Genomic DNA, 20827 nt, shown 5'->3' with positions numbered 1-20827 from the left:
GACGACCAGTCGCGGTGCCTGGGACCGCAGCGTGTACGAGGTACATGTCAACGCGGTCGGTTGCGATCAGCAGATCGTTATGCAACTCCAATCCCTCACGGGTCCCGCCCACAGACATGCTGAATGCTGCGAACGCCCCGCGCACGCCAACCATCTCGGGCCGAATGAGTTCCCCAGCGGCGGTAGGCCGTAACCGGGCCCTGACCCGATCTACCTCAGCGAGTAGGCGGTTGCGCAGCCCACCGACTGACTCCTGCTCTCCCGGCCGAACAGCGACGATGAGGCTTACCAGACTGTTCCCATCTCCGATCCACTGCCACATTTCGCCATGGGTTCCTACTGTATGAGTTGGCGACCAGGCAGGAGCTTCCAACGCCATCCGCCCTAGATCGACCAACCTCGTTGCCAGTGACGAAACCTCGCCTGCGGCATGCCCAGCTGTCACGTCGTCAACTCCTGCCGGCTCCGGCTGGTCGAGTTTCCGGTTCGACACCGACGAACTCCGTCATGTTTGGCGGACGAACCAGCGTGTGCTGCGTTGCCGTTTGCTTGACGCCGCCTTCGACTCGTCCGGCATCCTGGTCCGCTTCCGTGACAGTGGTCGCCCGCACAACCACCTGTCCGTGATCCATGGCGATATCCGCAGCACGGGACATGTCCCCTGATTTCAGAGCTTCCTCCATCTCGTTCCACTTGACATTGTCGCGATTCATCTTGAGTTCGACGTCCCCGCCCCCACCAGATCCTAGGCCGGGAATATCGAGGCCGAGCTTCTTGTTCGCAATCTCGCCGGTCAACGCGCCTGAGAGCGATACTTCCTGAGCCACACCGCGCGTGTTGGTCTTGACCTCGCCTGAGAAGTCGAACGCACCGCCTGCCTTCGTCCCTGCTTCCGGAATACCACCATTCACCCCCAACGACCCCTCAACCCTGATCCCGTACTCCCGCTTTTCCTCGTCATACCAGCCTTCGGCGCGGGCACCGGTATGAGTGTCAACATACGGAGTCTCGAATCCGATATCGGCTTTCACGTAAACGCCGACCCTCTTGCTAGTTACGTCCTGCTCGTTGACGTATTCTGCGAGACCGGTGGGCATCGGTCGTCCCGAGATCCAGCTCACGTCCTTCGCCGCGTCGTCGAGGCCCGCCAAGAACAGTTCGGCTTCCTCCTTGGACTTGAACGTGATCTCGAAGTCGGTGAAACCTCCAACACCGGCGCTGGCTTCGACCCCATCATCCACTCCGAGCCCGACCCCGGCTCCCATCTTGAGGGACATCTTCACCTCACCGTTCTGCATGACCCGATACTGCGCGGAACCCTCGAAATCAGCGGTGAGGAACTTGTAGACTGGGATGCTTCCTTCGAGGTAGGTCATGATCGTGTCAATGGCAATCTCGCTCCCGAACTTCTCAGCGATCTCCTCTGGACTCATCTGGTCGAGCGAAGGCGGAAGTTGGGCTGCCGCGGCCGCAGAGAGGGTCCCGTCGCCACCACCGGTCTTTCCTGAGGCAACATCCGCCATCGATCTGGCGAGGCCGACGTCGGCTGCATCAGCACGCGCGAGTGCTCTCTCGATGCGTGCGACGAACTCCTTCACCTGGGCGTCTTGGTCCTCGAGTGCGTCTTCGTAGCGGCCCTGGTCAGCCTCAAGATGATATGACGGCACGTTTGGATCTGGCTTCTTAAGTTTGGGCGGCAAGACCTCGCCGGTCTGTTGGTTCACCTGGTAGTCCCCACGGGACGCTTCGTCGAGGACCGCGTTCAAGTCGTCCTGCGCACCCTTGATCTCTTTGCCAGCCTCTTTCGTAGCGAGAGCGAGATCAGACAGTTGAGCTGCGATGTCGTTGAGTTCTAGTCGCTTCTCTTCGTACGCCTTCAAGGCCACTGCGCGCGACGGCGCGACCCAGGACTCGGGAGGCTTGGCGTCGTTGATCTCGTCCTGAAGTCTAACGACAATCGTGCGCTTGTCGTAGAAATGCTCGGCCAAACTGTCGACCACTCGCGGCTTCCACGCCAGCACTTCAGCGATGGTGACCATCAGAGATCACCACCCATCCGCTTGTCGAGATACGACATGCGGGCGCTGGGCGAATCACCCGGATCGAGGACCGCTGGTCCCCGATTTACCATGGCCCCTGAGGAGCCATCCTGCATCCCGTGGCTGATAACAGATTCTTGCCTTCTGCCCTCATCTGCAGCCAGTTGATCAGCGGACTCGTACTCTGCCGTCGCGTTCCGCAACGCGTCCGCCTGCTCAGTTGCGCCTTCGCACCAAGACTTGAACCGACGGTGAAACTCGCTTGAAAGTTTGGCCACCTGACCGGCCGCAGCACTACCAGGCATGGCCGTCGCCACCTCCGGCACTCGGTCCGTAGGATTCGCGTTTTTGACCTGATCGCTCGCCTCGTCCCACGCCTCAGCGGCACGCCTCATATCCGACGGCGTCACCTTGATCATGTCGGCGGGGTTACTGTCGATCAACACGGCGCGCCCTTGAATGGGTCGTATGAGGTCCCGGGGTCAACATCCTTCATACGGACGTCGCCCTCCGCTCGGATGGGCTCCAGGTCGCCGACGCTCACGAGCACCTGCTCGTGCCGTCGGTCGCTTCAGCTAACCCAAACTGGATCGTCGCCTTGGCCCTAGTGCACATATAACCCCCGAGATTTGCGGTCCATGACACCTACGTCTTACCCGATCCAGGGCAGTCTAAACGTAAAAATTCGACTCCGCGAGCATCGGAACGCCACCATTGAGGAAGAGTGCCCTCGAAGACTTGGACGCATTTCGGCGCCGTACGCCGCCGAGGGATGTTACCGGACTAACGACGGCTCGCGTCGTCCCCAGAATCGTCACCGTTCGACGCATTCGGGACCCAGCCTCGGGAGGCATTGGGGTCCAAGACGTCGCTGGCGGTCTCGGTCCAGTCCTCGGTGTAGTCGGCCTGCCAGTCCTGGTCCTGACCGTTCCGGGGGTCGTCCTTCTTGCCGCCGCGGCCAGCACCTGCACCGGCGCCAGCGCGGGATCCGGCGCGGCTGCCGGCACCGGCCGTGCCCCGTCCACCCGCGGCACCGGCACCGCGCGCGCCGGCTCCTCGAGCACCGGCCCCCGCCGCACGGCTTCCGGCTCCGGCCGCGCCTGTGCGGGCGCCGGCACCACCTCCGGCCCTAGCGGCTGTTGCACTCTTCGTGGCAGCCGACCTCGAGGTCGTGCCTGCGGTTGCTGCCTTCGCGGCGCCTCCGCCGAACTTGCTGGCGATCGCCTTGGCGACGCCGGCGCTCAGCAGCGCGCCACCAGCTCCGATGGCCAGTGCGGCGGCGCCGCCTGTGCCACCGCCCAGCGGGGCCAGTCCATCCGCTGTCTCGACCATTGCGTACGACGTCGCAGGGGCGGGCGAACCGTCGAAGTTGATCCACTGGCCCTTCTCGTTGTCCCACTCCGGACGGTTCTGGGCCTCGTACTCCTTGATGTTCTCCAGCTCGGCCGCCTTCAGGTCATGCCCCCAACCACCGGGGTACATGACACCGGCGTTGTAGTTCGCTGCCCGCGCACGCGCCGCCGCAATGTCGCTGTAGGAACCGGGCACCGCGGTCGGCGAACCCGACGGGCGCTCCTGACGGGTGTTGTCCGGGTCGATCAGCGCACGTACCTTCGGGTCTGCGTCGATCACTGCGGCGTCGACGGCCTGAACCTTCGCGGCTGCCTTGCGCTCGGCGTCCGCGATAGCTGCCTCACGGGCTGCGTGATCAGCTCGCGCCTGCGCCAATGCTGTGTCGTTCGCCTCGGCCTGCCGTTTCCCGACCTGCTTCGCATCCGTCGGGAAGTCAGCCGGGTTCACGCTCGGGTGCGAACCCGGAAGATCGTGGTCAATCTCCGCCTTGGCTTTCATCGCCTCGTAGACCCGCAGCCGCACCACATCGAGCGCGTCTATCGCATCCCGGACCTTGTCACGCTTCTCATGCGCGAACTTCGAGGAGTCGACCATGCTGTTCTTGATCGCTGCCCCGGACGCCGACGTCTCCGAGAATCCATCGCTCGCCTTGTTTGCGTTGTCGCTCATGGTCTTGCCGGCGTCGCTGAACGCCCGCCGCCCATCTTCCCAGCCATCAGTCATCGTGACGATCGCGTCAGGGTTGGCTCCCCGCACATAGTCATCGAGCCGAAGCGCCCAGAAACCTTTGACAGACACGAACCCTCCCGGAAGCGATAAAGGGCCCGTCCGACCCCGCCTGAGTAAAGTACACAACATCGTGCCAGGACTGGCCAGAGTCCTTCCACGGTTTTGCTCTACCCTCGACGCATGATGACCTCTCGGCCACTCTCGTTCGCCGCCCTAGCCATCGCAGCGACTCTGACCGTATCGGCCTGTTCTTCCGGCGAGAAGCCGACAGCAGACCCGACAAACCCGTCAGAAAGTCCGTCCCCGGTCGCTGAGTCTAGCGCGGCGACCGTTCCCTCGGACTGGCAGACCGTGGACCTCGACGGCGTGGCCGAGATCTCCGTTCCCCCCGACTGGACCGTCAAGTCCACCGGCGACGCCTTGGACACTCTGCAAGCCCCGAAAGACTCGGTGGGCTTCCCGCCCGGATCGGCCACGGTCGGGGTCGGAAACCTCGCGGGCGGCGATCAATCGGAGCAGTTGGAGCGGTCGGCCAATTACGAACTCAAGACCACCTACGCGGGCTACACCAACCTCAAGCGGCTTCCCAACGAGGTCATCAACGACACCACGTTCTTCAGGCTGCAGTTCGAGGGCGGGGCCGACTGGTACGACGTGTACGGCACCGTCACCCCCGACGGCGAGTACAGCATCGTGTTCCAATGGAAGTTCATGAAGACTCTTGATCGCAAGCAGGCCGAGGCGATCTGGAGTCCCGTGATGCCGACGTTCAAGATGCTCTGAGACCAGGGCCGCCAGGGTCGCTTCAGAACGGAAGGTTGCGAGCCCTCGCGAGGGTGTCCTTGTTGAAGAGCACCAGCGGGGTGCTCATGATCCTGGTGGCCTCCACGAACTTCTGAATCACCACGGCAGCGGCCTCTGCCTCCGCGTCAGCACCTTCCAGCTCCTTGATCGCGAGCCCGACGCCTTCGTCCATCCTGGTGAGGGCGGTCTCGGACTCGGTCAGCGCCTTGTCGATAGCCGTATGGCCCTCCTTGACCAGGTTGAACAGGTACATCCCATCTGCAGATCCCCCGAACATCCCGTCCGCTGGAGCAGTCATTCCGTCCCGCGCGACGACGACGTTCTTCTTCTCGTCCTCAAGGTCCTTCCGCACCTGGCCGAGCGCGAGGTAGTCGACTCCGACCTCGTGTCCGTTGTCACCCATGGTCTGCCCTCCCGAGGCTTCCGTACGCACCCCCGGCGGGTGCCTCAGTAGGAGTAGTACACCGCAGATCAAGCGGGGGCGCGACCTGGATGCTCACAGTGCGACGGGGAGCGTGGCGTAGCCGCGGAGGATGCGGGTGGGGCGGCGTACGGCTTCACCCCTGACGCGCAGATCGGGAAATCGATCGAACAGCAGGCGGAGGCCTACGCGGGCCTCGAGGCGAGCCAGGCTGGCGCCGAGGCAGAAATGGGCGCCGGCGGAGAGGGAGAGGTGCTGGTCGGCGTTGGGGCGGGTGATGTCGTACGTGTCGGGGTCCTCGAACACCAACGGGTCACGGTTGGCTCCGCCGAGGACGACGGCGACGGCGGTGCCTTGGGCAACGTCGACGCCGGCCACGCTCGTCGGAGCGTAGGCCTGACGGACCGTGGCCATCACGGGCGGGTCCCAGCGCAGAGTCTCCTCGACGACACTGTCGGCCAGCGACGGATCTTCGAGGAAGAGGGAGCGCTGGGAAGGATGCGCATCCAGCGCGGCCACCGCGTTGCCGAGGAGGTTGACGGTGGTCTCGAAGCCGGCTGCGAGCAGCAGGAGACCGAGGGCGTGGAGCTCGATGTCGTCGAGGTCGCCCGCGATCACCAAGGCGCTGAGGAGGTCGTCGCCGGGGTCGGCGCGGAGGCGGCGTACATGGTCCTCGAACCAGTGGTGCAGCGACCTCATCGCAGCCTCGACCTCGGAGTAGTCCCGCCACGACAACCCAGGGTCGAGGATGGCGGCGGCCTGGTCGCCCCAACGGAGGATGTCGGCTCGATCCGAGTCCCGCACCCCCAGCAGCTCGGCGATGACAGCGATCGGGAGCTTCGCGGCGTACTCCTCGATGATGTCGACCTGCCCCTCGCGCGGGTCGATCTGATCGAGCAGGTCTCCGGCGACAGCAGTGACCATCTCGGCCATCGAGCTGATCCGGCGGGCGGTGAACGCCTTCGAGACGTGCTTGCGGTAGCGGGTGTGCAGCGGCGGGTCGACGGCGAGCATCGACGGCGGATCGACCGGACCGAGAGCATCGCGGGCACTCACCTTGGCGAGCAGCCACCGCAGCGGCGCCGGCAGCTCGCCCTGACCGTCGCCGACGCCGAAGTCGCTGCTGCGCAGGATCTCGTTGGCCGCGGCGTACGAGACCGTGCCGGCCATGAACGGGTTCAGATGGAGCTGCCCGCGCGCTCGCAGCGGCCCGTAGTTCGGTGTCCCCCGGGACCACATCAGCTCGGCGAGCGGGTCGCCGCGTCTGGATGCGAAGCTCAGCACCGCTCGGTTGATGCCCTGGGAGAGGGCCCAGCGGGCGTACGAGCGCGGCTTCTCGAGCACCGACAGCTCAGGCCGAGGCATCGGCGAGCTCCTCCCTGAGCTCGGGGGTGCCGATGCGGTCCATCAGCGGAGCCAGGTCGGCGAAGAGATCGGCGAAGGTCGCCTCGTACTCCTCCGGCGACAGGGCCGGGTCCAGCTGGGCCTGGAAGCGGATCCGCCAGCGATGCCGAAGCGCTTGGGCCAGCCGCTCCGGGGTGCCGAACGCCTCGGCATACTCCGTCGACCAGGGCAACCGGCGCGCGAAGCCGGTACGCAGCTCCGTCTCCGCCTCGTTCAGCAACCGGAACCGCTCATGGGTCTGCGTCCACGTCATTGTGTTCACCGTCCTCTTTGCTGGGTGATCACGACGCTATTGCCCCGGCCGGCCCCGCACATCGGACGCTGGCAGGCACCTGGATTCCTACCCAGGTAGGAGACCGGCCGCCTGCCACGGTCGGATGCGACCCAGATCACGCGTTCCTAGACTGGGCGACATGAGTGTCCAGAGCCTTGCGCGCGACGTACGCGACTTCCTGGACGGACGCGTACGCAGCAAGGACCTCGACATCCCCTGGTGGGCGCCGCTGCTGTCGGCCGCCGGGCTCATCGCGATGGTCACCGTCGCGGTGCTCCAGCGCGAGATGGCCGGCGCGATGGTCCTCGCCGGACTGGTCATCACCGTCCCGTCGCTGAGCATCTTCTTCATCCCCAACACGGGCGAGTGGCTCAAGCACCACATGTGGGTCGTCGACCTGGTGCCTACGCTCGCCGGTTCGGCCTGGCTGATGTCACAGCCGCCGACGGGGTTCTGGCCGCAGCACGACTTCGCGCCGGCCGTACTGGTGCCGCTCACCCTCGAGATGGTCGTCCGTGAAGGATTCCGGACCGGCACCCTCTACGCCATCGCTTCGGCCGTGGTGATGGGGGTCTTCGCCACCGACACCCCGAGCGGGATCGGGGTCCACTTCCTGCTGCTCTTCGTCGGCTGGATCCTCGGTCTGCTGATCCTCGCGCAGATGCGCGCGCTGCGCGCCGAACGGCTCGCGCGCGAACAGGAGCACTCGCGTGCCACGGAGGCCGAACGCACCCGGATCGCCCGCGAGATCCACGACCTCGTCGGACATTCGCTGTCGATCACGCTGCTGCACCTGACCGCGGCGCGGCGCTCCGTCGCCGAGGGGGACGACCCGGACGAGGCGGTCTCCGCGCTCACCGAGGCAGAGACCGTCGGGCGCCGGGCGATGGCCGAGATCCGCCGTACCATCGGGGCACTGTCGACCTCCGGTGCGGGAACGGCGCCACTCCCCGGCGCCGCGGACGTCGTCCGGCTCGTCGAGGAGAGCCGCAGCGCCGGCCAGACGATCACGTTCTCGTCCTCCGGCGACCTCTCCCGCATCGATGCCGGCGTCGGACTGGGCATCTACCGGATCCTGCAGGAGTCGCTGGCCAACGCGATCCGGCACGCTCCGGGGGCGCCGGTCTCGGTCTCGTTGGCGGTCACCGACGGCGTACGCCTCTCCGTCCAGAACCCGCTCGTCGGCAGCCGGCGCGGAGCCGGTGCGAGTACCGGGGAAGGGTCCGGGCTGGCCGGCATGGCTGCCCGCGCCGAGCAGCTGCGCGGCCGGTTGTCGGCCGGAGCCGAGGAGTCGATATGGAAGGTTGACCTGGTGATCCCGCCGCACTGTCTCGTACGCAAGGCCCTCGCATGACCGCCGTCAACGGCTCGGCGCCGATCCGGGTGATCGTCGTCGACGACCAAGAGCTCGTACGCAGCGGCCTGCGCCGCATCCTGCGCCGCCGCGACGGCTTGGAGATCGTCGCCGAGTGCGCAGACGGCTCCGAGGTGGTCGCTGCGCTCTCGGCCCATCCCGCCGATGTCGTGGTCATGGATCTGCGGATGCGGCAGGTCGACGGGATCACCGCGACGGGTCTCGTGCGGGCGCTGCCGTCCGCGCCGCCGGTGCTGGTGCTGACCACGTTCGACGAGGACGAGCTCGTCTCCGGTGCCCTCCGCGCCGGGGCCGCCGGCTTCATCCTCAAGGACTCGCCTGCCGAGGAGCTGGTCATGGCCGTACGCTCCGTCGCCCTCGGCGACGCCTGGCTCGACCCGGCCATCACCGGCCGCGTCCTGGCCACCTACCGCTCGGCGGTCGCGCCGTCGGCGGCGGCGAGCGCGGTCGAGGTCTCCGAGCTCACCGACCGCGAGCTCGAGGTCCTCCGTGGCCTCGCCTCCGGCTGGACCAACTCCGAGATCGCCGAGCGGCTGGTCATCTCCGAACTGACCGTGAAGTCCCACATCGGCCGCATCTTCGCCAAGCTCGACCTCCGCGACCGCGCCGCCGCGATCGTCTTCGCGTACGACCACGGCATCGTCAGGCCGGCGACCTGAGCGATGCCGTGATCGTGGCTCGTCAGCGGAGCGGGTCCTCGACCAGCACCACGTAGGTGGCGGTGGTGTAGCCCGGTTTGGTGAGCGTGACCACCAGCCGCAGGGATCCGTTCTTCCACTCGCCGGCCAGCTCGAGCGACCGGTCGGTGCCGACCTCCTCGTAGACCGGCGTGCCCTTGCCGGTCTCCTTCTGGCGGACCTGCCAGGAGTACGTCACGTCCGCGCCCTCCGGCGCGGTGAAGTCGGCACGGATGGTCTCGGTGATCCACACGTTTCCGCTGATCACCGGGGCATCGACGGCCGGAAAGACCCCTTCGACGACGGCGCCTGAAGGCTCGGAGACTGCCGTGCCCGGTTTCCAGGTCTCCTTGGTCGCGAACACCTCCACGGACATCACCGCACCCAGATCATCGGCACCGAGGACGTACGCTGCCTCGGTCGCGCCGGTGATGAGGCGGCCGTTGCGCGACCACTGGTAGGCGAAGGTCGCCCCCTCGGCGCTCCACACACCCGGGTAAGCAGTGAGCGTCTCGCCGACCTGCGGGGTGCCCGTCACGATCGGCACCTGGGCGTTCACCAGCGGACCGTGGGAGACGACGTCGGTCGCCTCGGAGTCCGCGGTCGCGGAGAGATAGCCATCCTTCTCCGCGGTCACCTGGACGCTGAGCCGATGTCCGGCATCGGCCTCGGTGATGGCGTACGTCGCCTCGATCGCGCCCTCGACCGGTTCGCCGTCGCGCAGCCACTGGTAGTGCACCGATACGTCGGTGACGTCCCACTCGCCGGCGGTGGCAGTCAACTGCTTCCCGACGAGCGCGTCGCCGGAGACCACGGGAGCCGTGACCGCCGTGATCACCGGCGGCTGCTTCTTCTCGACCACGAGGTCGTGCGTCACCGCGCCGGAGTCATCCGCCCTGACGGTGAACTCCTCCGAGTACGCCGGGAGGTGCACGTCGTCCCACAGGTCGATGGCCACCCGGTAGGTCCCCGCGTCGAGGGCGCGGGTCTGATAGCGGCCGTCGTCGTCGGTGAACTCGTAGGTCACTGTCTCCCAGCTGCCACCGAAGTCGTAGTCGTAGAACTGCTGGACCTGAACCTCACCCCACGCGACCGGACTGCCGTCGGCGTACGTCACCTGACCCTCGACCCTTGCGCCGTCGCTCAGCTCGGCGTCGGCCGTGCTGGTCTCGCGGACCGCGACGGTCACTGAGTCTGCCTCCTCGAAGGAAGACTTGTCAGAGAACCACTCGCTGCGGTGGCCCTCCTGACTGGTGAACTGCAGGCGGTAGCTGCCCGCAGGGACGCCGCCGACCTGGTAGCTGCCGTCGTAGCTGATGGAGCCGCTGCGTACGAAGTCTTGGGTGCCAGCGTCGTAGACCTCGACATAGCCGTCCCCGATCGGTTCCCCATCGGCGCCAGTCACCGTGCCTGCGATCAGGCCGCCGGTGGATGCCTGGAGGTCGACGACGGTCGGTCCGTCGCTCACATCGACGAAGCGATACGTGTCCTCGGCGTAGAGGTAGTCGTCCTCAAGGTAGAAGTCGACCTCGTATCGCCCAGACGACAGATCGGGGAACGAGTAGGTGCCGTCCGCGGCGGTGTGAACCGATCCGATCCATTCCCAGGTGTCGGCGTTGTAGACCTCGACGGACACGCCGGCGACGGGCTGGCCACCGTCGTCGGTCACGGTGCCCGTGATCGATCCGGCCCCCTTGCTTGACGCCAGGACGGCGTCGACCGGGCCCGATTCACCGGCGATCACATCGGTAGCGTCCTCGATGGAGGCAGCGTCGGCGTAGAACTCCTTGGTCCAGCCAGTGCCGGAGAACGCGACTCGATAGGTGCCCCCGGCGACCAGGCCGCGGAAGGTGAATCGCCCGCTGCTGTCGGTGGAGACGTCGCTGAGAGCGCTCCAGTCGCCCGCGGGCTCATAGAGAATCACGCGGATGCCGTCGATCGGATCACCCGCCTCGTTGGTCACGGTGCCGGAGATGGTCTCGCCCATGTCCAGTGCGGCGTCGATGTCGCTCACGGTGCCGGAGCCGACCACCACGTCTGTCGCCTCGTCCCTGGTGGCCGCGTCGTCGTAGTACTCGCCGAGGAAGCCTTGCTCCTCTGCCTCGTACCCGACCTTGTAGGTGCCCTCGAGAACGTTCAGCCGGTAGGTCCCGTCGGCGCCTGTGCTGGCGCCCCGGGCACGATCCCACTCCTGGGACTCCTCGTCGAAGACCCAGGCGCTGGCGTAGGCGTTCTCGATCGGGCTGCCACCAGCGTCGGTCACCCGTCCGGTGATCTGGCCGTATGCCGACATGACCGCGTCGACGCCGGACGTCTCGCTCAACCCGACGCTGACCGTTCGGCCGGCGTCGACCGTGGCCGCCGCGTCGTAGTAGACCGGCTCGACCGTGGCAGGTTCACGGTGCTCGTAGTCGATCTCGGAGAAGCCGAAGCGGTAGTCACCAGCAGGGAGGTAGAGGGCGTAGTCGCCGTTCGCGTCGGTGAGGACCCGGTAGTCGGAGCGGTAACCCCAGTATTCGTCGTCGTGCAGGATGTAGGTGGTGACGGTGATTCCGTCCAGCGGCTCACCGGCCGTGTTCTCGACGTGACCGGTCACGGTGCCGTGCGGCACCTCAGCCAGCTCTCGGTCGACCCCGCTCAGAGTCGCACCGCGCTCGACGACCTGCTCGACGTACGTCTCGGTCTCCCAGCGCACCTCCTCGTTGCGAAGGCCGGGACTGCCCTCGCCACCGCTACGGTCCGAGGTGTTGAACACGATGCGGTAGTCGTCAGCCGGGACGCGGAGCTCGTAGGTGCCGTCGCTCTTTGTCTTGCCGACGTCGACGACGTTGTCCAACCAGCCGCCCTGCTCGGAGTAGGCCCGGGCCTCGAGCCTGATCCCGCCGAGCGGCCCCGCGCCGGCGCCGGTCACCGTACCCGTGATCACGGTGTTGGCCACGAGCGCGAAGTCCGCCGTCACAGACCCGTCGCTGACGACGACGTCGGTACCACCGTCGCTCGGCCATTGCGCGTCCGTGCCATAGACGGCTTCAGGGTAGTGGTCGTTGGCCGGCCTGACCTTGAGGCGATAGGTGCCCGCGGCCAACGGCAGGTCGTACGAACCGTCTGCTGCGGTCTCAGCGACGATGTCGTTCCACCGGTCGTCGTAGCAAGGCGCCCAGTCGCCGCCTTCAGGACAGTAGGCCGTCACTGTCGCTCCGGCGATGCCGGCGCCGGTGTCGGCATCGACGACCCGGCCGGTGATCCCTGGCCCATCGAGGGCAGCGGCCGGTGAAGCACCGCCGAGCAGGGCGAGCCCGCCGGCCGCCAGCAGCACCGCCAGCAAACCGACGAGCGCACGAAGAATGGTTCTCATCTGTGTCTTTCCATACCCACGTCGCGGCGTGGGACGGCAGCCGGCCACGACGCCGGATCACCGGTCGCCGCCGAGTGCGTCGACATCACTCCGAGACTTCTACGGACCTGCCCTCCCGCAGATGTCGGCCTCGCCGACAGGGCGGGTTCAGTCTGGAGTAGGTAAAACCACGACAACGTAACCAGATTCACTCGGATAACCAACAGTCGACCCGGCATCTGTCGAGACGTCACTCGCGTCGGTCGAGTGGGCAGTGGATTGACGTCTCGACCGACCGGACCGACGTCTCGGCCGGCGTAGGTGACGCCTCGGCGGACCGGCGTGACGTCTCGGCCGACGCCGGTGACGTCTCGGCCGACCTACCTGACGCGTCGGCGGAGGCAGGGATCAGGTGGTGGTGGCGAGGACGAGGGGGTGGACGGTGGCGGCACCGGCGTCGAGGAGAGCACGGGCGGCGAGGGTGACGGTCCAGCCGGTGGCGACGCGGTCGTCGATGAGGAGTACGTCAGCGGCGGGTGGGACGTCGGCGTGGAGGGAGAAGCGGCGTCCGATGGCGGCGACGCGCTGGGCCGAGTTGGCGGCGCCCTGACCCGGGCCGACGTCGGGGTCGACGATGGCCCACGAACCGAGGACGGGGACGCGGAGGTAGCGGGAGAGACCCTCGGCGAAGTCGTGGGTCAGGGTCGGGCGGGTCGCCGACTCGACGTAGACGATGCCGCTGACACGAGGTTGCCAGTCACCCAGGACCTCCACGACCGCCTTCACCAACGGAACCGGCACCGGACCGTCCTGGGCCGGTTCGCGGAAGAGGTCGCGCAGGGCCTGGCCGTAACCGAGGTCGGTCAGTCGCGCGACTGCGCGCCCTTCGAGCGGGCCCTGTTTGATCTTGCCCTTGAGCGCGATGCCGAGCCGGTCGAGGCCGGTGGGCCACATCTTCTTGGGCTCGACGACGACTCCGGGCCGCGCCAGCCGAGCCGAGGCCTCCTCGACCGCTCCCTCCGACACCGCCGAGGTCACCGCGAAGCCACCGCAGTTGTCGCACCGGCCGCAGTCGACGGCACCGGGGTCGTCGAGCTGTTCGCGCAGGAACCGCATCCGGCACTGGTCGGTCGAGATGTAGGCGAGCATCGCGTCCTGCTCGCGGCGCCGGGCCTCGGCCACCCGCGCATACCGCTCCGCGTCGTACTCCCACGGAACCCCGGTCGCCTCCCAGCCACCGCCGACCCGGCGCGCAGCGCCATCGACGTCGAGGACCTTGAGCATCTGCTCCAGGCGTGAGCGGGACAGATCGACGTACGTCTCCAGCGCCTGCGTCGACAAGGCGCGCCCCGCCTCGGACAAGACGCTCAAGGTCTGGCGGACCTGCTCCTCGCGCGGGAACGCCAGCGAGGCGAAGTAGGCCCAGATGTCGCGGTCCTCGACACCCGGGAGGAGCACGACGGAGGCTTCCGACGTGCCGCGACCGGCACGGCCGACCTGCTGGTAATAGGAGACCGGCGAGGACGGCGCACCCATGTTGACCACGAACCCGAGGGTCGCGTCGAAGCCCATCCCGAGCGCCGAGGTCGCCACCAGAGCCTTGACCTTCCCGGCGGCCAGCGCTTCCTCCAGGTCGGCCCGCTCGGCCGCCTCCGTGCGCCCGGAGTAGGCGGCCACGTCGTGGCCGCGCGAGCGCAGATAGTCGGCGATCTCCTCGGTCGCGGCCACGGTCAGGCAGTAGACGATGCCCGACCCCGGTTGCTCGGCGAGGTGGTCGGAGAGCCAGGCCAGCCGCTGCTCCGGGGTCTTCAACGAGACCACCCCGAGCCGCAGCGACTCCCGGTCCAACGAGCCGCGCAGGACGAGGACGCCCGAACCCATCTGCTCGGCGACGTCCGAGGTCACCCGCTCGTTGGCGGTCGCGGTCGTCGCGAGCACCGGGATGCCCTCGGGGAGATCGCCCAGCAGCGTACGGATCCGGCGGTAGTCGGGCCGGAAGTCGTGGCCCCAGTCGGAGATGCAGTGAGCCTCGTCGATCACCAGCAGGCCACATTCGGCCGCCAGCCGAGGCAGCACCGCGTCGCGGAACTTCGGGTTGTTGAGGCGCTCCGGCGAGACGAGCAGGACGTCCACCTCGCCCGCATGGATGGCCTCCTCGATCGAGACCCAGTCCTCGGGGTTGGTCGAGTTGATCGTCACCGCCCGGATCCCGGCACGCTGCGCGGCGGCGATCTGGTTGCGCATCAGCGCGAGCAGCGGCGAGACGATCACGGTCGGCCCGAGACCGGCCTCGCGGAGCAGCAACGTCGCCACGAAGTAGACCGCCGACTTCCCCCATCCGGTCTTCTGCACGACCAGCGCCCGGCGACGCTCGACGGCGAGCGCCGAGATCGCCGACCACTGGTCCTCGCGCAGTGAGGCGTCGTCGCGCCCCACCAGGGCACGCAGATGCGCCTCTGCACGGGAACGTACGTCGCCAGCCGGATCAGTCATGCTCCTAGGTCTATCAGGCACCACCCACAGACTTGTCCAACGCCAACCGAGGCCAGTCGGCGAGGTCATCCAGCATCTGCCGATCGTGCGTGGCCACCATCACCGCCGCAGGCGTCGCCCGCAGCGCGTCCGTCAGCTCGTCGACCAGACCGGCCGAGAGATGGTTGGTCGGCTCGTCCAGGATCAGCAGGTGCGGATGCGAGGCCAGCCGCAACGCCAGCTCGAGTCGGCGTTGCTGCCCTTGGGAGAGCGACGACGCAGGCGTACGCCGCGCCTCGGCGCCCACCAGTCCGGTCGACCGGAGCGACGGGATCGCCCGCTCCGGCACCACCCCGGCAGCGATCAGCTGGCCGCAGTGCCGCTCATAGACCTCTGCCGCCGTCAGACCTGGGGCCCAGACCGGCTCCTCCTGACCGACCAGCGCGATCCGCGCCCCCGACGAGGTCCGCACCGACCCCTCGGGCGGAAGAAGTACGCCGCCCAGGACCTGCAGCAACGTCGACTTACCTGCCCCGTTCGGGCCGGTGACGAGCAACCGCTCGCCACCGTCGATACCGAAGGAGACCGGCCCCGACAGCCGACCGGGCACGTGCACGCCCTCGCACCGCAGCAGCGTGCCGCCGACGTCGGAGGGCAGCGACGGGAACCGCAACGACATCGGTGGCTCCGGGACGGAGACGCGGTGGGCCTCGAGCGCAGCGAGGTCACGGTTGAAGGAGCGCACCACCCCGGGCGCCCGACTCTGTCGCTGGTGCTTCCCGGTGCCCTTCGGCGGGCTCCAACCGGTGTTCAGCCGGTCACGTGCTGCCGAGACCGAGTCCTGCAGGCGGCGATGCTCTTGCTGCTGGGCCGCGAAGTCCTGCTCCCAGCGCTCCCGGTCCCGGCGCCGGCCCTCCTGCCAGCCGTCGTACCCACCGGCGTACGTCCTGGGCCGACCGTCCTCGCTCGGGTCCAGGTCGAGGAACTCAGCAGCCACCTCGCGCAGCAGCATCCGGTCGTGCGAGACCACGACGACCCCGCCGGCATGCGCGCGGACCCGCTCGGTCAGGAACGCCAGCCCCGACGCGTCCAGGTGGTTCGTCGGCTCGTCGAGCACGAGCAGGTCGTGGTGCGCCCCGAGCAGACAGGCCAGCCGCACCCGGTAGCGCTGGCCGACCGAAAGCGTCACCAGCTCCCGGTCTTGGTCGGTGCACGCGCCGAGCGCCTCGAGGGCGATCTGCACCCGGCGCTCGGCGTCCCACGCGTCCAGCGCGGTGGCGCGCTCCAGCGCAGCGGCGTACGTCCCGGCGGAGTCCATCGGATCTTCCGACAGCGCGGCCGCGGCCTCGTCGAGAGCGCGGAGCGCGTCGTTGGACTCGGCCAGCGCAGCGGAGGTGAGCGTGCCGACGGTGTCGCCGGGGCGTACGTCCAGGGCTTGCTGCGCGATGCCGAGGCTGCCGTGTCGTTGGACACGGCCGGAGTCGGGATCGAGCAGCCCGGCGAGGACGTGGAGCAGGGTGGTCTTGCCCCGCCCGTTCTCGCCGACGATGGCCAACCGGGACCGGTTGGCGGCGGAGACGGTCACCGAGACGCCGCGGAGAACCGGGCGACCGCCGAGGGTGACCGAGATGTCCTCGGCGCGCAGGTGGGCAGAGGTGTGATGGGTCTGTACAGACACGAAGATGAACTTCCAGCTCGCATACGGGAGCCGGGGAAGCGAGAGCAGCTACCCGGCTGATGGCCGGACAGCGGCGTGAGTATGCCTCGCAGCGCCGCCGTCAGGCAGCGGAGCGCAGGCGCATGGAAGCGATGCCAAGATGCATGCCTCCAGGGTAGGCGACGCCCCCTGGTCGAGGCGAACCGATTGATGGTGGCGTCGGGGTAGTCCGGGAGCAAGCTGCCTATATACCGGCGAGTAATAGGCAGTTTGCTCCCGGACTACCCCAACGCCGACCGAAAAGAAACGCCGAGCCGGCGCTGTTGGTCCTCCCCCACGGGGACCCGCAGAACCGGCTCGGCATCTCCAGTATGCGTCCTATCGCCACACCGGCCTAACCACACGCCCGAATTCGTACTTTAGTTACCCAATGCGGTCGATCGAGTTCTCTGCGATCAGCCCACCGAGACCGCGGTCCACGCCGCCTCGACCGCGGCGACCTCGGCGCTGGAAGCCCCGTAGAGGTCCGAGGCCGCCCGGACCGTCGCAGCGCGCGCACCGGCGTAGTCGGTGGTCGAGGTGAAGTAGGTCGAGTTGGCCCGGAACCAGATCTGCTCCGCCTTGTCGCGCCCGATCCCGGCGATCGTCGAGCCGTCACAGGTGGTGCTCGAGTGGGCGACGCCACCGAACGTCTTCGAGCCCGAACCCTCGGCGAGCAGGTAGAAGAAGTGGTTGCCGACACCGCTGGAGTAGTGGACGTCGAGATCGCCGGTCGAGGACGACCAGCAGTTGACCGACTTGCCGTCGGAGGACGGGTTGTCCATCCGGCGCAGCGGGTCGCCGCCGTCGAGGATGAAGGACTCGCCGATCAGGTAGTCGCCCTGATCCTCGGCGTTGTCGGCGTAGAACTCGACCGCCGTGCCGAAGATGTCCGAGGTCGACTCGTTGAGCCCGCCGGACTCACCGGCGTATTCCAGGCCCGAGGTGTTCTCGGTGACGCCGTGCGTCATCTCGTGACCTGCGACATCGAGCGAGACCAGCGGCCCGTAGCCGACACCGTCACCGTCGCCGTACGTCATCTTCTCGCCGTCCCAGAAGGCGTTGACGTAGTTCTTGCCGTAGTGGACCCGGTTGAAGGAGCCCGACCCGTCACCGAAGATGCCGTCACGGGCGTGGACGTTCTGGAAGTAGTCCCAAGTGACGTTGGTGCCGTACTGCGCGTCGGCCGCGGCGGTCGCCCTGTCGGCGTTGGAGCCGTTGCCGAAGGTCGTGGTCGGGCTGGTGACCACGGTCCCTGCCGAGCACCCGAACCCGAGGAGCTGGCACAGCAGGCTGTCCTCGGCATTCTTCATGTCGGTCGTGTAGGTGCCGCCACGGGTCTCGTCACGGAGCTCGTACGTCGAGCCGTTCTGCTTCACCTGCAGCGGGACGGTCCCGGAGTAGAGGGTGTTGCCCTCGCCCTCGATGGTGTGGATGCCCTCGACCCGGCGCAGCACCTTGCCGGTGGCGGCGTCGACGTAGGTCGCGAGGCGAGAAGGAGTGCCATCGGCATGCTTCCCGGTGGTCGTCACCCGCCACGCCAGCGTCGGGGAGCCCTCGACCGCGTCGACGACGAGCCGCGGCGCGTGCTTCTTGTCGGTCTTGAGACCGGTGATCGTCCTGGTGACCGCGTCCAGCGTCAGGGCGGCCTTGGTCGCCGCCGCGCCGGTGACGGTCGGCTTCACCGACAGATCGAGCACCTCGGTCAGCCCCTGGGAGACGGAGGTGACCTCGCCGGACCGGCTCTGGTGGGCGACCAGGTCACCGCCGACGACATCGAGCCCCTCGTACGTCCGGTTCATCCGCACGTGCGTCGCCCCGTCGGCATCCTTCAGGGTCACCACCGGCTCCAGCTCCTGGCCGGGGCCGACCTTCCAGGTCGTCGGCTTGCTCGTCAGCGCACTGACGGCCTCATCAGCGATCGACTCGTCGTCGATCACCTTCTGAGCCGCCAGACCCGTCTGCGTGATGCTCGTCGGCGTGATGGCGGAGGCGGAACCGGCGGGGGTTGCCCCGGCCGGGCTTCCGAAGGAGGCGATGAAGGCAGTTCCTGCAACAGCGGCAGCGGTGGTCACACCCGCCGTTCGAACGAATCTACGCATGGGATTCTCCTCGAGATCAGGACCAGGATTGGACGGGATCCTTCCACCCGAATCAGGCCCATGACCGAACAAGTTCCCGCAATGCAGGTTTATGAACCGGTCTCCCCGCGTAACTCGTTTACGTTGTTATCAAGAATTAACCAACGCACCCGGGGGCATCTCACCAGATCCGCACGCGCTCCTCGGGATCGAGCCAGAGACCGTCGCCGGGAACGGTGCCGAAGACCTCGTGGAACTCGTCCAGGTTCCGCGCGATGTTGGCGCGCAGCTCCGGCGGGCTGTGCGGGTCGATCGTGAGGTACTGCCGGGCCTGCTCCTTGCGCCGCACCGTACGCCACACGTAGGCCCAGTTGAGGAAGAGTCGCTGCCGGTCACCGACCTCGGCCGAGCCGCCGGTCGCGAGCATGTAGGCGGTGTGGGCGATCGTCAGGCCGCCCAGGTCGCCGATGTTCTCGCCGACGGTCAGAGCCCCGTTGACGAACTCACCGGGCAGGTCCCGCGGCGACAGCGCCGAGTATTGCGCGATCAGCGCCTTGGTCTTCACCTCGAACGCCGCCTTGTCCGCCGGCGACCACCAGTCCTGCATGTTGCCGTCGCCGTCGAACTGCGCACCCTGGTCGTCGAACCCGTGGCCGATCTCGTGGCCGATCACGGCGCCGATGCCGCCGTAGTTCTCTGCCGGGTGAGCGTCCAGCGCGAAGAACGGACGCTGCAGGATGCCCGCCGGGAAGCAGATCTCGTTGGTGCCGGGGTTGTAGTAGGCGTTGACCGTCTGCGGGAGCATGAACCACTCGTCGCGGTCCACCGGGCTGCCGAGCTTGCCGAGCTGTCGGTCGGTCTCGAAGATGCTCGCCGCGGAGACGTTGCCGATCAGGTCGTCCTTCGCGATCGTCAGCCCCGAGTAGTCGCGCCACTTCGACGGGTAGCCGATCTTCGGCGTGAACTTGTCGAGCTTCTCGTACGCCTTCTGCTTGGTCTCCTCGCCCATCCAGTCGAGCTCGGAGATCGACTTGCGGTAGGCGGCCAGGAGGTTCGCCACCAGCTCGTCCATCTGCGCCTTCGCCTCGGGCGGGAAGTGACGCGCGGCGTACTCCTTGCCGACCGCCTCACCGATCGCACCCTCGACCAGCGCGACCCCGCGCTTCCAGCGTTCGCGCAGCTCAGGAGTGCCGTTGAGGGTGCGGCCGTAGAAGTCGAAGTTGGTCTCGACGAAGTCGTCGGTCAGGTAGGGCGCCGCCCAGCGCAGCACGTGGAAGTAGAGCCACAGCTTCCAGTCGTCGATGTCGACCTCGCCGAGCACGGTGGAGAGGTGGGAGAAGAAGGACGGCTGCCGCACGACCACCTCACCGAGCACCGCGTCGGTGGCCAGCTTCGAGCCGGAGAGGTTGCGGACGTACGCATCCCAGTTGAAGTTGGGGGCGAGCTCGCGCAGCTCGGCGAGGGTCAGCAGGTTGTAGGTCTTCTGCTTGTCGCGGGTCTCCTCGCGCGCCCAGTGGCCCTCGGCCAGACGGGTGTCGATCCGGATGATCGTCTCCGCCGCCGCACTCGGGTCGGGATGCTCGGCGAGCGCATAGAGCCGCTCGAGGTAGCCCTTGTACTTCCCGAGGACCTCGGCGAACTTCTCGTCGAAGTAATAGTCCTTGTCGGGCAGCCCGAGGCCACCCTGGAGCAGGTTGAAGATGTAACGGTCGGACTGCTTGTCGTCGTTGTCGACGTAGGACCCGAACAACCCGTGACCGCCGATCCGCTCGACCTCGCCCAGGAACGCCGCCAGGTCGTCCGCGTCGCGGAGCCCGTCCACGGCAGCCCTCAGGCCGTCAAGAGGACGTACGCCGCGCTCGGCGACCGCTGCCTCGTCCATGAAGCTCGCGAACAGGTCACCGATCTTCTGGGCGTCGCTGCCCGGCTCTCCGCCGGAGGCCGCGAGCTCCTCGATGATGGCGCGCACGTGCTTCTCCGCCTGGTCGGCGAGCATCACGAACGGCCCCCAGCTGGACCGGTCGGAAGGAATCTCGACCTCCCGGAGCCAGGTGCCGTTCACGAACCCGAACAGGTCGTCCTGGGGTCGGATGCTGTCGTCCATGCCCGGGCGGGCGTCATCGAGGATCGTCACGTGCCCAGCGTAGATGCGGGGTCCCAAGCAGGTC

The 20827-nt window shown here is 67.5% G+C and carries 14 protein-coding genes; 3 read left to right on the top strand and 11 right to left on the bottom strand.

The genetic code is table 11. From position 1 onward, the window contains the following. Nucleotides 1-449: 449 nt before the first annotated feature. From IEY84_RS10120 to IEY84_RS10110, 3 genes are all read right to left on the bottom strand, one after another. Entirely contained in the window at nucleotides 450-2039 is a 1590-nt protein-coding gene (locus tag IEY84_RS10120; RefSeq protein ID WP_183542664.1) for a hypothetical protein, read from the bottom strand. Further along, complete coding sequence (locus IEY84_RS10115; protein WP_183542662.1) at nucleotides 2039-2485, bottom strand: type VII secretion target; 447 nt, start codon at nucleotides 2483-2485, stop codon at nucleotides 2039-2041. The genes IEY84_RS10120 and IEY84_RS10115 overlap by 1 nt, the downstream gene beginning before the upstream one ends. Before the next feature lie 337 nt (nucleotides 2486-2822). Beyond that, complete coding sequence (locus IEY84_RS10110) at nucleotides 2823-4190, bottom strand: hypothetical protein (RefSeq protein WP_183542660.1); 1368 nt, start codon at nucleotides 4188-4190, stop codon at nucleotides 2823-2825. A 111-nt stretch (nucleotides 4191-4301) separates the two neighbouring features. Here IEY84_RS10110 and IEY84_RS10105 point away from each other — a divergent pair, with 111 nt between their 5' ends. Further along, a complete protein-coding gene (locus IEY84_RS10105) occupies nucleotides 4302-4904 on the top strand; it encodes a hypothetical protein (protein WP_183542658.1) in 603 nt (200 codons plus the stop codon). 22 nt (nucleotides 4905-4926) lie between these two features. On the opposite strand, the gene IEY84_RS10100 is transcribed toward IEY84_RS10105, so the two are convergent. The 3 genes from IEY84_RS10100 to IEY84_RS10090 form a co-directional block, all read right to left on the bottom strand. After that, entirely contained in the window at nucleotides 4927-5328 is a 402-nt protein-coding gene (locus tag IEY84_RS10100; RefSeq protein ID WP_183542656.1) for a hypothetical protein, read from the bottom strand. A gap of 93 nt (nucleotides 5329-5421) precedes the next feature. Then, on the bottom strand, nucleotides 5422-6711 hold the full coding sequence (locus IEY84_RS10095) for a cytochrome P450 (RefSeq protein ID WP_183542654.1): 1290 nt from the start codon (nucleotides 6709-6711) through the stop codon (nucleotides 5422-5424). Then, nucleotides 6698-7003, bottom strand: a complete 306-nt coding sequence (locus IEY84_RS10090) for a hypothetical protein (RefSeq protein ID WP_183542652.1) — start codon at nucleotides 7001-7003, stop codon at nucleotides 6698-6700. Before IEY84_RS10090 ends, IEY84_RS10095 begins: the two co-directional genes overlap by 14 nt. A gap of 160 nt (nucleotides 7004-7163) precedes the next feature. Here IEY84_RS10090 and IEY84_RS10085 point away from each other — a divergent pair, with 160 nt between their 5' ends. Continuing rightward, a complete protein-coding gene (locus tag IEY84_RS10085; protein ID WP_183542650.1) occupies nucleotides 7164-8378 on the top strand; it encodes a sensor histidine kinase in 1215 nt (404 codons plus the stop codon). Next, nucleotides 8375-9058: a response regulator transcription factor gene (locus IEY84_RS10080; RefSeq protein ID WP_183542648.1), complete on the top strand. Its 684-nt coding sequence runs from the start codon at nucleotides 8375-8377 to the stop codon at nucleotides 9056-9058. The genes IEY84_RS10085 and IEY84_RS10080 overlap by 4 nt, the downstream gene beginning before the upstream one ends. A gap of 22 nt (nucleotides 9059-9080) precedes the next feature. Here the strand turns inward: IEY84_RS10080 and IEY84_RS10075 are convergent, their stop codons facing one another. The 5 genes from IEY84_RS10075 to IEY84_RS10055 form a co-directional block, all read right to left on the bottom strand. Beyond that, nucleotides 9081-12431: a carboxypeptidase regulatory-like domain-containing protein gene (locus IEY84_RS10075; protein WP_183542646.1), complete on the bottom strand. Its 3351-nt coding sequence runs from the start codon at nucleotides 12429-12431 to the stop codon at nucleotides 9081-9083. 387 nt (nucleotides 12432-12818) lie between these two features. Beyond that, nucleotides 12819-14903 carry a RecQ family ATP-dependent DNA helicase gene (locus tag IEY84_RS10070; RefSeq protein WP_183542644.1) on the bottom strand — a complete coding sequence of 695 codons (2085 nt, stop codon included), beginning with the start codon at nucleotides 14901-14903 and terminating at the stop codon, nucleotides 12819-12821. Nucleotides 14904-14916: 13 nt separating this feature from the next. Then, nucleotides 14917-16560, bottom strand: a complete 1644-nt coding sequence (locus tag IEY84_RS10065; RefSeq protein ID WP_183542642.1) for an ABC-F family ATP-binding cassette domain-containing protein — start codon at nucleotides 16558-16560, stop codon at nucleotides 14917-14919. A 434-nt stretch (nucleotides 16561-16994) separates the two neighbouring features. Then, a complete protein-coding gene (locus IEY84_RS10060; RefSeq protein WP_183542640.1) occupies nucleotides 16995-18680 on the bottom strand; it encodes a M4 family metallopeptidase in 1686 nt (561 codons plus the stop codon). A 160-nt stretch (nucleotides 18681-18840) separates the two neighbouring features. Next, nucleotides 18841-20793, bottom strand: a complete 1953-nt coding sequence (locus IEY84_RS10055; RefSeq protein ID WP_308424451.1) for a M13 family metallopeptidase — start codon at nucleotides 20791-20793, stop codon at nucleotides 18841-18843. Nucleotides 20794-20827: the final 34 nt, after the last annotated feature.

It is taken from the genome of Nocardioides albus, from assembly GCF_014648255.1.
Lineage (GTDB): Bacteria > Actinomycetota > Actinomycetes > Propionibacteriales > Nocardioidaceae > Nocardioides > Nocardioides albus.
The sequence above is the reverse complement of the archived record's forward strand: the minus strand, read 5'-3'. Positions and strand labels throughout refer to the sequence as shown.

Coding starts and splice junctions, on each gene's coding strand:
- IEY84_RS10120 (WP_183542664.1), bottom strand. CDS start 2,039: ATGGTCACCATCGCTGAAGTGCTGGCGTGGAAGCCGCGAGTGGTCGAC.
- IEY84_RS10105 (WP_183542658.1), top strand. CDS start 4,302: ATGATGACCTCTCGGCCACTCTCGTTCGCCGCCCTAGCCATCGCAGCG.
- IEY84_RS10100 (WP_183542656.1), bottom strand. CDS start 5,328: ATGGGTGACAACGGACACGAGGTCGGAGTCGACTACCTCGCGCTCGGC.
- IEY84_RS10095 (WP_183542654.1), bottom strand. CDS start 6,711: ATGCCTCGGCCTGAGCTGTCGGTGCTCGAGAAGCCGCGCTCGTACGCC.
- IEY84_RS10090 (WP_183542652.1), bottom strand. CDS start 7,003: ATGACGTGGACGCAGACCCATGAGCGGTTCCGGTTGCTGAACGAGGCG.
- IEY84_RS10085 (WP_183542650.1), top strand. CDS start 7,164: ATGAGTGTCCAGAGCCTTGCGCGCGACGTACGCGACTTCCTGGACGGA.
- IEY84_RS10080 (WP_183542648.1), top strand. CDS start 8,375: ATGACCGCCGTCAACGGCTCGGCGCCGATCCGGGTGATCGTCGTCGAC.
- IEY84_RS10075 (WP_183542646.1), bottom strand. CDS start 12,431: ATGAGAACCATTCTTCGTGCGCTCGTCGGTTTGCTGGCGGTGCTGCTG.
- IEY84_RS10070 (WP_183542644.1), bottom strand. CDS start 14,903: ATGACTGATCCGGCTGGCGACGTACGTTCCCGTGCAGAGGCGCATCTG.
- IEY84_RS10060 (WP_183542640.1), bottom strand. CDS start 18,680: ATGCGTAGATTCGTTCGAACGGCGGGTGTGACCACCGCTGCCGCTGTT.